Annotated in this window: 15 protein-coding genes; 11 read left to right on the forward strand and 4 right to left on the reverse strand. The window is 71.6% G+C overall.

Features of this window, described 5'->3' with window-relative positions; genetic code table 11:
• Nucleotides 1-137 precede the first annotated feature (137 nt).
• From ABEG17_RS15725 to ABEG17_RS15735, 3 genes are read left to right on the forward strand one after another with little or no spacing between them, the layout of a single operon-like run.
• Nucleotides 138-359, forward strand: coding sequence for a hypothetical protein (locus ABEG17_RS15725; protein WP_406833218.1), 222 nt, complete (start codon nucleotides 138-140; stop codon nucleotides 357-359).
• 39 nt (nucleotides 360-398) lie between these two features.
• Nucleotides 399-1742, forward strand: coding sequence for a hypothetical protein (locus ABEG17_RS15730; RefSeq protein WP_406830420.1), 1344 nt, complete (start codon nucleotides 399-401; stop codon nucleotides 1740-1742).
• Nucleotides 1739-2260: an NUDIX hydrolase gene (locus ABEG17_RS15735; protein WP_406830421.1), complete on the forward strand. Its 522-nt coding sequence runs from the start codon at nucleotides 1739-1741 to the stop codon at nucleotides 2258-2260. The genes ABEG17_RS15730 and ABEG17_RS15735 overlap by 4 nt, the downstream gene beginning before the upstream one ends.
• On the opposite strand, the gene ABEG17_RS15740 is transcribed toward ABEG17_RS15735, so the two are convergent.
• Together ABEG17_RS15740 and ABEG17_RS15745 are read right to left on the reverse strand one after the other, a co-directional pair.
• Nucleotides 2179-3687 (reverse strand): glycosyltransferase 87 family protein, encoded by a 1509-nt coding sequence (locus ABEG17_RS15740; RefSeq protein WP_406830422.1) that lies wholly within the window; start codon nucleotides 3685-3687, stop codon nucleotides 2179-2181. The two genes, ABEG17_RS15735 and ABEG17_RS15740, sit on opposite strands and share 82 nt — an antisense overlap.
• A gap of 16 nt (nucleotides 3688-3703) precedes the next feature.
• Nucleotides 3704-5503, reverse strand: coding sequence for an AMP-dependent synthetase/ligase (locus tag ABEG17_RS15745; protein WP_406830423.1), 1800 nt, complete (start codon nucleotides 5501-5503; stop codon nucleotides 3704-3706).
• A 125-nt stretch (nucleotides 5504-5628) separates the two neighbouring features.
• Here ABEG17_RS15745 and ABEG17_RS15750 point away from each other — a divergent pair, with 125 nt between their 5' ends.
• The 7 genes from ABEG17_RS15750 to ABEG17_RS15780 are packed head-to-tail and all read left to right on the forward strand — an operon-like array spanning nucleotide 5629 to nucleotide 10837.
• Nucleotides 5629-5979 (forward strand): hypothetical protein, encoded by a 351-nt coding sequence (locus tag ABEG17_RS15750; RefSeq protein WP_406830424.1) that lies wholly within the window; start codon nucleotides 5629-5631, stop codon nucleotides 5977-5979.
• Nucleotides 5980-5989: 10 nt separating this feature from the next.
• A complete protein-coding gene (locus ABEG17_RS15755; RefSeq protein WP_406830425.1) occupies nucleotides 5990-6436 on the forward strand; it encodes an SRPBCC family protein in 447 nt (148 codons plus the stop codon).
• 23 nt (nucleotides 6437-6459) lie between these two features.
• A complete protein-coding gene (locus tag ABEG17_RS15760) occupies nucleotides 6460-7686 on the forward strand; it encodes an ArsA family ATPase (RefSeq protein ID WP_406830426.1) in 1227 nt (408 codons plus the stop codon).
• On the forward strand, nucleotides 7679-8218 hold the full coding sequence (locus ABEG17_RS15765) for a hypothetical protein (RefSeq protein ID WP_406830427.1): 540 nt from the start codon (nucleotides 7679-7681) through the stop codon (nucleotides 8216-8218). The genes ABEG17_RS15760 and ABEG17_RS15765 overlap by 8 nt, the downstream gene beginning before the upstream one ends.
• Nucleotides 8215-9171, forward strand: a complete 957-nt coding sequence (locus tag ABEG17_RS15770) for an ROK family glucokinase (RefSeq protein ID WP_406830428.1) — start codon at nucleotides 8215-8217, stop codon at nucleotides 9169-9171. Before ABEG17_RS15765 ends, ABEG17_RS15770 begins: the two co-directional genes overlap by 4 nt.
• On the forward strand, nucleotides 9168-10133 hold the full coding sequence (locus tag ABEG17_RS15775; protein ID WP_406830429.1) for an ROK family glucokinase: 966 nt from the start codon (nucleotides 9168-9170) through the stop codon (nucleotides 10131-10133). The genes ABEG17_RS15770 and ABEG17_RS15775 overlap by 4 nt, the downstream gene beginning before the upstream one ends.
• Before the next feature lie 5 nt (nucleotides 10134-10138).
• Nucleotides 10139-10837 carry an endonuclease/exonuclease/phosphatase family protein gene (locus ABEG17_RS15780; RefSeq protein ID WP_406833219.1) on the forward strand — a complete coding sequence of 233 codons (699 nt, stop codon included), beginning with the start codon at nucleotides 10139-10141 and terminating at the stop codon, nucleotides 10835-10837.
• Nucleotides 10838-10844: 7 nt separating this feature from the next.
• On the opposite strand, the gene ABEG17_RS15785 is transcribed toward ABEG17_RS15780, so the two are convergent.
• Complete coding sequence (locus ABEG17_RS15785) at nucleotides 10845-11336, reverse strand: hypothetical protein (protein WP_406830430.1); 492 nt, start codon at nucleotides 11334-11336, stop codon at nucleotides 10845-10847.
• 35 nt (nucleotides 11337-11371) lie between these two features.
• Nucleotides 11372-12127, reverse strand: coding sequence for an alpha/beta hydrolase (locus ABEG17_RS15790; RefSeq protein WP_406830431.1), 756 nt, complete (start codon nucleotides 12125-12127; stop codon nucleotides 11372-11374).
• A gap of 112 nt (nucleotides 12128-12239) precedes the next feature.
• Between ABEG17_RS15790 and ABEG17_RS15795 the strand changes: the two genes are divergently transcribed.
• The gene (locus ABEG17_RS15795) at nucleotides 12240-13136 is read left to right on the forward strand and encodes a lysophospholipid acyltransferase family protein (protein WP_406830432.1); all 897 of its coding nucleotides are present in this window, start codon (nucleotides 12240-12242) and stop codon (nucleotides 13134-13136) included.
• Nucleotides 13137-13142: the final 6 nt, after the last annotated feature.

A 13142-nucleotide genomic window follows, 5' to 3' on the forward strand; every position in this document is an offset into this window, starting at 1 on the left:
CGCAGGCGCGCGGTCGGGGAGGGGTGCCGCGCACGGCGTCGCCAAGGCGTTGTCGGTGGGGTCTCGTAGCGTCGTCGACAGGTGGAAGTGGTCCACCGGGTGCACCAACAGCTGACGACGAAGAAGGGGTGATCGCGATGATCATCGACTGCCAGAGCTGCCCAGTGCGTGACCTGCACTGTGACGACTGCATGGTCACGGCGTTCCTCACCCCTGCCAGTGCCGAGCTGGCCCTCGACGCCGCCGAGCGGTTGGCCGTGACCCGCTTCGCTGCTGCCGGTCTGGTGTCGGCCCAGGAGGCCGCGGGTGTCACGGCGCGGCGTGAGCCGTGGGCTGCCCACGTCCGGGCGGTCGGGTAGGCCCGGTCCAACCCCCACCACGCTGCCTACGATGGTCAGGTGCGGACCAGGACGAGGCAGCGAGGACGAGCCGCAGCGCTCGGGTCTGCCGCCACGTGCCTGGTCCTCGGCATGGCCCTCTCCCTCACCGGCTGCTCGCGTCTCGCGCCCAGCGCCGGCCCCTCCTCGACGCCGTCCGCGTCCGTCACCACGGCGCGGGCCGCGGCGAGGCCCACGGTCGACCGCGAGGAGGCCCTGGCCGGCCTGCTCGCCCGTCGTGCCGCTGCTGTCCGCTCCCACGACCGGGCCGCGTTCAGCGCCACCCTGGACGACCCTGCCTCGGGTTTCGGTCTGCGCCAGCTCGAGCAGTACGACGCGCTCGCGAAGCTGCCGCTGGGCACCTTCCGCTACGGCACGCCCGAACCTGCGCCGGCCCTGTCGGCCGACCGGGTCGCGCAGCTCGGACCACAGGCCTGGGTGTCCCGGGTGGCCGGTCACTACTCCTTGGCCGGGTTCGACACCGGCACGCGGGAGTTCGAGTCCTACTTCACCGTGGTGCACCGCGCCGGCGGATGGAAGCTCGCCGACGACACCGACGGCGGCACCCAGGTGCAGATCTGGGACCTGCCGGACCTCGCCGTCCTGCGCAGCAGGGGCACGCTGGTCATCGGCTCCGGCCCGACGAGCCGTCTGCGTCCCTACCTTGCGCTCGGCGACCGGGCCGTGACCAGCGTGGGCGCCGTGTGGACGGCGCCCTGGAACGCGCGCCTGGTGCTCGTCGTCCCGGCGACGGCGAACCAGATGGCCGAGCAGGTGAACCAGGACCCCGGCCAGGTCGCGCAGGTGGCGGCGGTGACCGACGGGCCATTCGACACCTCGGGGAGGGCCGGAGCCGACCGCGTGGTGATCAACCCCGACGCCTTCGCGACCCTCGAGCAGACCGGCCAGCAGGTCGTCGTGACCCACGAGGCGACGCACGTGGCCGTCCGTGCGACGACCGACCGACAGGTGCCGCTGTGGTTGTCCGAGGGCATGGCGGACTACGTCGGGTACCGCGGGGTCGACGCCACCCGCCAACGTGTGGCCGCCGCCCTGCTCCAGAAGGTCCGCGCGGGCACCGGACCCACGGCCCTGCCCGGCGCCGGAGACTTCGACCCGGGCCGTTCGACCATCGCGCCGAGCTACAACGCCGCATGGCTCGCGGTCTGCCGCATCGTCGACAGCTGGGGGGAGGCGGCCCTGGTGAAGTTCTACCTCGCGGTCGCCACCACCCCCCACTCGACAGGGGCGTCAGGCAATGCCGACGACAACGCGCGCGCTGCCTTCAGGTCGGTCCTCAGGACCACCGAGGCCGCCTTCACCCGTCAGTGGCTGGCCTACCTGCGCCAGCTGGCGGCCCGGTGAGCGCGGACCGCGTGTCACCGTCGCAGCGCGCTGACGAGGTGGTGCGCCGCCGTGCCGCCCGTGTGCTGGTCGTCGACCCCGGCGGTCACGTGCTGATGATCCAGGGCTTCGACCCGCACCGTCCTGAGGACGCCTACTGGTACACCGTCGGCGGGGGACTCGAGCCGGGGGAGACCCACCTCGAAGCCGCGGTCCGGGAGGTCTGGGAGGAGACCGGGGCCGTGATCACGGCCGACGACCTCGTCGGACCGGTCCACCACGACCGCGGGAGCTTCTCCTTCGAGGGGCGCACCATCCACCAGGAGCAGGTCTTCTACGGCTGGGTGACCGACCGCTTCGACGCAGACCCCGCGGGCTTCGAGGAGCTCGAGTCCCGCTCGACGATCCGGGTGGGGTGGATCGATCCGGCGACGTGCCGGGCCGGCGGTGAGGCGGTCTACCCGGCCGTCCTCGAACGCCTCGTAGAGGTCGTCCTGGAGACCGCGACGTCGTCCCGACCTCCGTCCACCAGGTCCTGAGCCCCTGGGGGTGTGCGGGCGGCCACCGGCGGCGTGCGGGTGGGCACCGGAACGGCGAGGGAGACGACGACGAGCGCGCCCACCAGCCAGAACTGGTTGTAGAACGCCTGCTTGTTGACGAGGTTCGCGACGAGCAGCACGAGGGCCAGCCACCGCAGCACCGAGCTGAGGTCGGGCTGGCGTCGCCACACGGTCCACATCACCGCGGCGAGTGTCCCGAGCACGACCACGCCGGTGACGTAGAAGGGCAGGGTCACGCCGAAGGTGTTGAGCGCCAACAGGTACAGGGTGTTGGCGAACTTGATCGGGTGGAACGACAGCAGCAGCGTGATGGTGTCGTGGACGAAGTCCGAGGGGCTGGCGAGGAACCACGGTGCCAGCAGGAGACCGGTCAGCGCGCCGGTCGCGGTGGTGCGCCTCCAGCCGAACGGTCGCCACAGCAGCAGCACCGGCAGCAGCAGGGCCAGGTGCTGCTTGCTCGCACAGGCCAGGGCCAGGGGGATGACCGCCCACCACGCCTTGTCGCGCTGCACGAGGACGGCCCACCCCACGATGCCGGTCAGCAGCAACGGCTCGGTCCAGGCCTGGTCGAGCTGGGTGAGGGTGCCGGGCGCGAGGAGGAGCAGCGCGGTGACCGCCGCAGCGGTCCAGACCCAGGACCGCGACCCGGAAGCGGGACCACCCTCGGCGGGACCGTCCTCGGTCGCGTCACCGGCCGGGTCGGTATGGCGCGCGAGCAGCCATACGCCGACGACGCCCACCAGCGTCCAGGCGGCGAGGGCCCAGCGGACGTCCCCGGCCACCCAGCGTCCCGGGGCGAGCAGCACCGCCGTCCACGGGAGGTAGGTGAACGCGTCCTGGATGCCCGGTGACCCGGTCCAGGACATGGCGTAGAAGTTCTCGCCACGGGCCAGGGCGTCACTGGCCTGCTGGAGCGTCACCCAGACGTCGATCCTCGGACGCGGTGAGGAGACCACGGCGGTCGCGGCGGCGCCGGCATAGGCGACGACCGCGGTGGCGCCGGCGACCCACGCGGGCCGGCGCGCCCCCTCACCGTGGGACCACAGGAGGGCGGCACACACCAGCGGGCCGGCCACGAGCAGGCTGGTGGCCACCGCCAGGCCGGTGGGAGCGAGGTAGCTGAACAGGGGGACGGCCAGCGTGGCGAGGGCGGAACCGGCGAGGGCGAACGCCACCGAAGGTCGGGTGAGCCGTACCTGCCAACCGCGCCACTGCCACAGCGCCAGCGCCAGCGTCGCCAGGGTGAGGACGGCGACGATCGGGATCCGGTAGCGGACGACGCTCCACTGCAGGGTCGTGAAGAACACGAGCCAGGCCACGGCGAAGGCGGTGGCCTGGCTGGTTCGAGCGCGGGAACGAGCGCTGGAACCAACGCGGTGGCGGTGCGTGTGGGTGCCGGTGGGCATGCCTAGACCGTAGAGGTCACTCCTTGGCGCCGGAGTAGAGGGCCTCGACCTTGTCGTGGAAGTCCTTCATGACGATGTTCCGCTTGAGCTTCAGGCTGGGGGTGAGGTAGCCGTTGTCCTCGGTGAAGTCGCCCTCGAGGACGGCGAACTTGCGGATGGACTCGGCCTTGGACACCGACTTGTTCGCGTCGTCCACGGCATCCTGCAGCGCCTTGAGGACCGTCTCATCGGTGCGGGCCTGCTCGAAGCTCACGCCGGGGATGCCGTTGTTCTTGGCCCAGGCGGGGTACATCTCCTCGTCGAGGGTGATCAGCGCGGCGATGAACGGCTTCTGGTCGCCCACGACGATGCACTGGGACACCAGCGGGTGGGCCCGCAGGCGGTCCTCGAGCGCGGCCGGGGCGACGTTCTTGCCGCCAGCGGTGACGAGCAGCTCCTTCTTGCGGCCGGTGATCTTGAGGTAGCCGTCCTCGTCCAGCTCACCGATGTCGCCGGTGTGGAACCACCCGTCCTGGATCGCGCCGGCGGTCGCCTCGTCGTTGTTGTTGTAGCGGGCGAAGACGTTGTTGCCGCTGACGAGGATCTCGCCGTCGTCGGCGATGCGGATGCCGACACCGGGCAACGGAGCCCCGACGGTGCCGATCTTGACCCGGTCGGGCACGTTGACCGTTGCAGGGGCGGTGGTCTCCGTGAGGCCGTATCCCTCGAGGACCGTGACGCCGATGCCGCGGAAGAAGTGGCCGAGGCGGGTGCCGAGCGGGGCGCCGCCGGACACGGCATACATGACCTGCCCACCCATGGCGGCACGCAGCTTGCCGTAGACGAGCTTGTCGAACACGCCGTGGCGGACCTTCAAGCCCAGTCCCGCACCACCGTTGTCCTGGGCGCTCGACCAGGCGATGGCGGTCTCGGCCGCGGTGGCGAAGATCTTGCCCTTGCCGTCGGCGGTGGCCTTGGCCTCGGCGGAGTTGTAGATCTTCTCGAAGACGCGGGGGACCGACAGGATGAAAGTGGGCTTGAACTCGCCGAAGTCCTCGAGGAGGTTCTTGATGTCGGCGCTGTGTCCCATCTTCGCCTCACCGGTGACGCAGAGGACCTGGATGAAGCGCGCGAAGACGTGGGCGAGCGGCAGGAAGAGCAGCGTCGAGGCGTTGTCGGCCTTGACGACCTCCTTGAGCTTGGTGATCGCGTTGTCGGCCAGGGCCATGAAGTTGTCGTGGGTGAGCTGGACACCCTTGGGGCGACCGGTCGTTCCCGAGGTGTAGATGATCGTGGCGGTGCTCGAACGGTTGATCGACGCCGTGGCCGCGGAGAGGTCTTCGTCGCTGACGTCGGTGCCGGCCTTCTTGAGGTCGTCGATCGCTCCCGCGTCCACCTGCCACACGTGGTCGAGGCCGGGGAGGTCCCCACGGACCTCCTCCAGCGTGGCCTGGTGCGAGGGCGTCTCGAGCATGATCCCGCTCGCGCCGGAGTCGGTGAGGATCCACGCGACCTGCTCGGCGGACGACGTCTCGTAGATCGGCACGGTCACGGCGCCGGCGGTCCAGATGGCGAAGTCGGTGAGGGTCCACTCGTAGCGGGTCTTGCACATGATCGCGACGCGGTCACCGGGACGGATGCCGGAGGCGACCAGCCCCTTGGCCACCGCGCGGACGTCGTCGTTGAACTCCCCAGCCGTGACCTCGACCCAGCCTGAGCCCTCCTTGCGGGAGAACGCGATGTTCGCGGGGTTGTTCGCCGCGTTGCGGGCGGGGAGGTCCGCGAGGCTGCCCTCCGTCGTGGGCTCGACGAGGGGGGGTGCGACGTGTTCCTGCACGGAGTCTCCTTTGACGGCGGCATGACTGCTGGGAGGGGGGCCCTGGAGCTACAGCCTACCGATGGGTAGCACCGGTGTGGAGGGTACGTCGCGCCGAGTCGCAGAGGTGGGGAACACTGGCTCGCGTGAGGAGCTCGCGCATCGACATCGTCGACGAGACCTTCGTCGACGCGCCGCCGGCGGTGATCCGTGCCGAGCTGGGCGACGAGGCGTGGGCGCGCCAGGTCTGGCCGCACGTCCACCGAGAGGTCGTCCGGGACCGCGGGACCAAGGGCATCCGCTGGGCCGTGACCGGCCAGGTCGTCGGGGAGATGGAGGTGTGGATCGAGCCCTGGTGGGACGGCGCCATCGTCCACCACTACCTGCGCGGACACCGTCAGCCCACAGCCCCCCGGGACGTGGCCACGAGGCACACCCTGCGGTGGAAGCGGGCGGTGCACGGACTGAAGGACAGGCTCGAGGGGAACTCGTTGTAGCCTTCGGCGCATGGCCGACCGCACCGAGTCCAGCATCGACATCGCCGCCACCCCCGGCGAGGTCCTGGACGTCATCGCCGACTTCGAGAGCTACCCGCACTGGGCCACCGAGGTGAAGAAGGTGACTGTCCTCACCGAGGAGGGCGACGGCTGGGCCGACCGGGTGCAGTTCACCCTGGATGCCGGGGCGATCAAGGACACCTACGTGCTGGACTACCAGTGGGACGTCACGGAGGACGGCACCGGTGTCGTGTCCTGGTCGCTGGTCGAGGCCACCGTCCTCAAGGCCATGAACGGCTCGTACACCCTTGCCGCACAGGGAGATACGGGTACCACGGTCACCTACCGCCTCGCTGTCGACGTGAAGATCCCCATGCTGGGGATGCTCAAGCGCAAGGCGGAGAAGATCATCATCGACACCGCGCTCAAGGAGCTCAAGAAGCGCGTCGAGGGCTGACCGGCTGCGGCCGGGCCCACCTCATGCGCGTCATCCTCTTCACCGGCAAGGGCGGGGTGGGCAAGACCACGACCGCTGCCGCGACGGCTGTCCGGGCGGCCCGTGACGGTGTCAAGACGCTCGTGATGTCGACCGACGCGGCGCACTCGCTCGGTGACACCCTCGGTGTCGCCCTCGGCGGTGCGGACGCCGGGCTGCCGGTCGAGGTCGAGCCGGGGCTGTCGGCGCTGCAGGTCAGCCCGCCGCACCTCTTGGGGGAGTCCTGGCGGGCCGTCCAGGACTACCTGCTGTCGGTGCTCGGCACGCTCGGGATCGACACGGTGGTGGCCGAGGAGCTCACCCGGCTGCCGGGTGCCGAGGAGGTCGCGGCACTGCTCGAGGTGCGTGCGCAGGTCGAGTCCGGCCCGTGGGACCTCATCGTCGTCGACTGCGCCCCGACCGCGGAGACGATGCGGCTGCTCGCCCTCCCGGAGGCGCTCGCCTGGCACCTCGACCGGCTGCTCCCGGCGCAGCGCGGCCTGATCCGCACGTTGCGGCCCGCCGCCGCGGCTGCCGCCGGGGTGCCGTTGCCCGACCCCGCGGTGATCGAGGCGGTCACCGGCTGGCAGCGGCAGATGCGCCAGGTCCACCGCATCCTCACCGGCGACGAGACGTCCGTGCGCCTGGTGCTGACCCCCGAGCGCGTCGTCATCGCCGAGTCACGTCGGACCTGGACGTCGTTGTCGTTGTACGGGTTCGTCGTCGACGGGGTGGTGGTCAACCGGGTCTTCCCCGACGCCGATGCCGACGCGCCGTCACGGCCGGCACCCGATCCGTGGCGCAGCGGCTGGAACGCCGCGCAGCGCGCGGGGCTCATCGAGGTCCGTGAGTCGTTCGCCGGGCTGCCTGTCGTCGTCGCGCCATACCTCGCCGCAGAGCCGATCGGCATCGAGGCGCTTGCCGACCTCGGACTCGCCCACGCGGGGACCGAGGGGGCCCAGGACCTCCTCGCGCCGGTGACGCACCGGGGCATGACGGTCGAACGCACCGACGACGGGTTCGTCCTCGTCCTGCCGCTGCCCCTGGCCCATGCCCGCGACGTGGGCCTGCAACGCCGTGACGACGAGCTGCTCGTCGCCGTCGGTGAGCACCGCCGGGTCCTCACCCTCCCGGCCGCTCTGCAACGATGCGTGGTCGACGGGGCGTCGGTTCGCGACGGTTTGCTGCGGGTGCGCTTCGTCCCCGACGAGGAGGTGTGGCCACGTGGCTGACCAACACGACCAGCCGGCGCCGGTGGGCTCGGTGGCGCAGGAGGCTGCGCGGCTCCTCGATGCCCTGGGGGGCTGGGCGAGCACGAGCGGGTATGGCGCCGGGCGGGGCGAGGACCGCCCTCGCCAAGCGGCTCCCGGGGGTGACGACCCCGAGGGTGCCGGCCCCGAGGGCGCGGACCCCGAGGGCGCTGGACCCGAGGCCTCGGTGCCGCCGGATGAGACGACGTCGCACGCCGCCGGCCACTGCGACCAGTGTGGTGCCGCCAACGCCGCCGGGCAGGCGGTCGTCTGCCAGTGGTGCCCGGTGTGCCAGGGGATCGGCGTGCTGCGCTCGGTGCGGCCGGAGACGGTCGACCGGCTCGCGGACCTCGCCGGTGCGCTGGCCGCGACGCTGCGCGAGGCGGCCGCCCACGCCCGGAGTACCGCCGGGAACCCGCCGGGGACGCAGGCGCAGAACGACGCACGAGCCCGTGGCCCGCGCGTGCAGGACATCACCATCGAGGACGAGGACCAAGGGAGCGCAACGCGATGAGCGTGACGATCGGCGTGGACATCGGCGGCACCAAGATCGCCGCTGGTGTCGTCTCGGCGACCGGGGAGATCCTCGCCAGGGCGCGCAGGGACACCCCGGCCCAGGACCCTGACCAGATCGCCCACGACGTGGCCGACCTGGTGCGTGAGCTGGCCGCGCAGCGCACCGACGTCGTGGCCGTCGGTGTCGCGTGCGCAGGTTTCGTCGACCGCACCGGCTCGACGGTGCTCTTCGCACCCAACCTCGCCTGGCGCGACGAACCCCTCAAGCGACGGCTCGAGGCCCTCGTCGACTTCCCGGTGATCATCGAGAACGACGCCAACGCCGCCGCCTGGGGCGAGTTCCGTTATGGCGCCGCCCACGAGGCCGACGACATGGTCCTGGTCACCGTCGGCACGGGGATCGGTGGCGGAGTCGTCGTCGACTCCCGGCTGCTGCGCGGGGCGTACGGCGTCGGCGGCGAGCTGGGACACATGCGCGTCGTCCCGGACGGCATCCGGTGCGGCTGCGGCAACCGCGGCTGCTGGGAGGTCTACGCCTCGGGCAACGCCCTCGTCCGTGAGGCTCGAGAGCTCGTGGCCTCCGGCACCCCGCACGGTGCAGCGCTCTCCGAGGCCTGTGGTGGGAACCCGGCAGCCTTGTCGGGCCACGACGTGACCACCGTCGCCCAGGCGGGCGACCCTGCCGCCATCGAGCTGATCGCCGACCTCGGGCGCTGGCTCGGGGAGGGCGTGGCCTCGGTGTCGGCCATCCTCGACCCGGAGCTCATCGTCATCGGAGGAGGCGTGGTCGCCGCGGGTGACCTGCTCATGGAACCCGCGCGGGCGGCATACGGCAGGCAGCTGACCGGCCGCGGGCACCGTCCGGTGGCCGAGTTCGTCCCGGCCGCGCTCGGCAACGACGCCGGCCTCATCGGCGCCGCGGCGCTGGCGGCGGAGGGGATCGGCTCATGAGCGAGCGGCTCGCAGTCGGCATCGACATCGGCGGCACCAAGGTGGCCGGTGGTCTCGTCGCCGAGGACGGCACGATCATCGCCCGGGCCCGCCGCGACACCCCGCACCGTTCCAAGAGCCCGGGCGTCGTCGAGAACACCATCGTCGAGGTCGTCACCGAGCTCCTCGACTCCGCGCCCGACGAGGTCGTGGCCGTCGGCATCGGGGCGGCCGGCTTCGTCGCCGCCGACCGGGCCACCGTCGTCTTCGCCCCGCACCTGTCGTGGCGCGGGGAGCCGCTGGAGGCCAACCTCCAGCGCCGCGTGCCGGTCCCGATCTCGGTGGACAACGACGCCAACGCCGCTGCCTGGGCCGAGTGGCGGTTCGGTGCCGCGCAGGGCGAGACGCACCTGATGATGATCACCCTCGGCACCGGCATCGGTGGCGCGCTGCTCTTCGACGGACAGGTCGTGCGCGGCAAGTACGGCATCGCCGGGGAGTTCGGTCACATGCAGGTGGTGCCGGGCGGCCAGCGGTGCGAGTGCGGCAACCGCGGCTGCTGGGAGCAGTACGCCTCCGGCAACGCCCTGGTCCGTGAGGCGCGTTCGCTCATGACGGCCAACAGCCCGGTCGCCTCGGACCTGCTGGCCCGCGTCGACGGCGACCCGATGGCCCTCACCGGACCGCTCATCACCGAGGCGGCTCAGGAGGGCGACCCGACGGCGACCGAGCTGCTCGGCGAGATCGGCACCTGGCTCGGGGTCGGCATCGCCAACCTCGCGGCCGCCTTCGACCCGGGCACGTTCGTCGTCGGTGGTGGCGTCAGCGCCGCCGGTGACCTGCTGCTCGACCCGGCCCGGCAGACCTTCCGCCGCCACCTCACCGGGCGCGGCTACCGCCCCGAGGCACGCATCGTCGCCGCCCAGCTCGGCAACGACGCCGGCCTGATCGGGGCGGCCGACCTGGCGCGTCGCGACGCGTGAGCACCATGCGGGTGGCGTCCTACAACCTCAAGGACCTCACCCTCGACCGGCACGCGGCGGCCCGCGTGATCCGGGCGCTGGACCCCGACGTGCTCTGCCTCCAGGAGGTGCCGCGTCGGCTCTTCGGCGCCTGGCAGGTCTCGTCCTTCGCGGCGGAGTGCGGCCTCTACTGGTCGGGGCGCCACCGCGGCAGCGGCGGCACGACCATCCTCACCTCCCTGCGCGTCGACGTCCGGGAGTCGCGGCACCACCGGTTGCGCGTGGCCACCCTCCGACGCACCCGCGGGTATGCCGTGGCGCGAGTCGGTCCCGCGGGACACCAGCCGATCGTGGTGGCCTCGATCCACCTGAGCCTCGACGCCGAGGAGCGGGAACGGCACGCCGGACAGATCCTCCAGACCGTGGCGGGAGGGGGACCGGTGCTGCTCGCCGGTGACCTCAACGAGGGGGACACCGGGCGGGCGTGGCAGCGGTTCGCCGCCCCGCTGCGCCTCGTGTCACCGACGACCCCGACCTTCCCGGCCAAGGCGCCCCGGAGGGTGCTCGACGTCATCTTCGCCTCGCCCGACCTGACCGTCCTGCCGCACCGCCCGGTGCAGCTCGACGAGGCCGACCTGGTCGCGGCGAGCGACCACCGACCCACGTGGGTCGACCTCGAGCTGGACCTCGGGCCGGACCTGGGGCTGGACCTCGGGCCCGCCTGACCTCGAGCTAGACGCGGGCCCCGTTGTCGGGGTCGTTCTCGTCGCGGTCGCGCGGCTGGCGCAGCACCAGCAGGACGAACCCACCGACGGTCATCAGGAGGGCCCCGATGGTCCACCAGTCGCTGACGTTCGGGCGGAAGAGCACGAGCCACAGCAGCACGATCGGGCCGACCACCAGGCCGACGATGATGCCCCAGAAGTGGATGTCCTCCTGCGGCGGCAGGGGAGCCGTGGGCCCGGGCACGAAGTGCTCCTCCTCGTCGTGTTCGACGAGCTCGGCCGGCGGGGCCTCCCGCTCGACCTCGTCGGCAGCGGGCTCGGGCTCGACCTCGGCGCCGCGCCAGACCACGAACGGTCGGGTGGGCGGCGGGTTGATGGTGGTCTCGGGCTCGAGCGGGGGGTTCACCCCGGCCTGGAGCGGCTTGTCGGGCAGCGACTGCACGTCGTCCCAGTGCGCGACGATGGCCGCGAACTGCGCGTCCACGTCTTTGTCGCCCATGACGGTCCTGCTTCCTGCTGAGGAGGGCTGCGCGATCAGCTGAGCCGCTCGATGAACTGCACCGACTCCTCAAAGATACGTGGCGCGTCGTTGTCGAGGGTAGCCACGTGGAAGCTGTCGTGGAGGACGGTCTCGGTGACGTCGGTGCTCGAGACGCGAGCCAGGAAGAGCTCCGAGCTCCCGGCGGGCACGATGTGGTCCTCGACGCTGTGCCACAGGACCACCGGCTGGGTCACCTCGGGCAGGTCGCGCACGACCGTCGCCCACAGGCGGGTCTGGGAGAACAACGCCTTGAGCGGGATGCGGTCGTAGCAGATCTCGTCCTGGCCGGCCTTCTTGATGTCGTTGCCGATGCCCGGCAGCGACGGGAGGACGGCCTGCAGCACCGGCAGCGCCCGAAGGCGGATGTCGTCGACCTTGTACGCGGGGTTGACGAGCATCAGGCCCTTGACGCGCGGACCATGCTCCTGGGCCAACCGGGTCGCGAGGGCGCCACCCATGGAGAGCCCGCCGACGAACACCTGGTCGCACTGCTCGTGGAGCTCGCGGAAGGCGCTGTCCACCGCGGCATACCAGTCCTGCCAACGGGTGCGGTTCATCTCCTGCCACGTCGTGCCGTGCCCGGGCAGGCGGGGGACGCGGACGGTGTAGCCGGCGGCGCCGAGGAACTCACCCCACGGACGCATGCTCGCCGGGCTGCCGGTGAACCCGTGGGCGAGGACGACGCCGGTCCGGCCGTGGTCGCCGGTCCCGTCGTGGGAGTAGGGCTCTGCACCGGGTCGGACGGACACGTGGGGCGCTCCTTGTGCAGGCCTCGGACGGACGTTGGCGCGCATCCTCGCATGCACCACGCCACCCGTCGAGAGTGCCGTACAGTTCACCGCGTCACATGGAGGTGAACGGTTGTTCTACTGGGTTCTGAAGACGGTCGTGCTCGGCCCGATCCTCAAGCTGTTGTTCCGGCCATGGGTCGAGGGGGAGGAGAACATCCCCGAAGAGGGGCCCGTCATCTTCGCGAGCAACCACCTGTCGTTCTCGGACTCCATCTTCCTGCCCCTCGTCGTCCCGCGACGGATGACCTTCCTGGCGAAGTCGGACTACTTCACCGGTCGCGGGATCAAGGGTCGCCTCACGGCAGCCTTCTTCCGCGGTGTCGGGCAGCTCCCCGTCGACCGCTCCGGCGGGCGTGCGGGTGAGGCCGCGCTGCGCTCCGGCCTGCGCGTCCTTCGCCGCGGCGAGATGCTCGGCATCTACCCCGAGGGAACCCGCAGCCCCGACGGTCGGCTCTACCGCGGTCGCACCGGTGTGGCCCGGATGGCCCTCGAGGGCGGGGTGGTCGTCCTGCCCGTCGCGATGATCGGCACCGACAAGGCCCAGCCCACCGGCAAGAAGATCCCCAAGCTCATGCGCATCGGCGTGAAGATCGGCAAGCCGCTGGACTTCTCGCGCTACGAGGGCATGGAGGACGACCGTTTCGTCCTTCGCTCGATCACCGACGAGATCATGTACGAGCTCATGCTGCTGTCCGGCCAGGAGTACGTCGACATGTATGCCACGTCGATGAAGGACCGCCTCCTCGCGGCCGCCAAGACCAAGGCGCGCGAGCTGCACGAGGCCGCCCTGCCGGGGTCTGCCGCCAAGGAGCTCGAGGAGGCCCTCGACGCCCACGACGACGAGGCCATCCGTCGGGCCCGGCGCCGGGTCGACGACGCCGCGGCCGACATCGACGAGACCACGGAGCGCGGGGGCGGTCCGGAGGACGAGGACGAGCGCGGACGTCCCCGCCGCGAGGCAAGCTGAGCCGTT

The organism is Pedococcus sp. KACC 23699 (assembly GCF_045348425.1).
Classification (GTDB): domain Bacteria; phylum Actinomycetota; class Actinomycetes; order Actinomycetales; family Dermatophilaceae; genus Pedococcus.

Coding starts and splice junctions, on each gene's coding strand:
- ABEG17_RS15785 (WP_406830430.1), bottom strand. CDS start 11,336: ATGGGCGACAAAGACGTGGACGCGCAGTTCGCGGCCATCGTCGCGCAC.
- ABEG17_RS15775 (WP_406830429.1), top strand. CDS start 9,168: ATGAGCGAGCGGCTCGCAGTCGGCATCGACATCGGCGGCACCAAGGTG.
- ABEG17_RS15760 (WP_406830426.1), top strand. CDS start 6,460: ATGCGCGTCATCCTCTTCACCGGCAAGGGCGGGGTGGGCAAGACCACG.
- ABEG17_RS15755 (WP_406830425.1), top strand. CDS start 5,990: ATGGCCGACCGCACCGAGTCCAGCATCGACATCGCCGCCACCCCCGGC.
- ABEG17_RS15740 (WP_406830422.1), bottom strand. CDS start 3,687: ATGCCCACCGGCACCCACACGCACCGCCACCGCGTTGGTTCCAGCGCT.
- ABEG17_RS15770 (WP_406830428.1), top strand. CDS start 8,215: ATGAGCGTGACGATCGGCGTGGACATCGGCGGCACCAAGATCGCCGCT.
- ABEG17_RS15780 (WP_406833219.1), top strand. CDS start 10,139: ATGCGGGTGGCGTCCTACAACCTCAAGGACCTCACCCTCGACCGGCAC.
- ABEG17_RS15725 (WP_406833218.1), top strand. CDS start 138: ATGATCATCGACTGCCAGAGCTGCCCAGTGCGTGACCTGCACTGTGAC.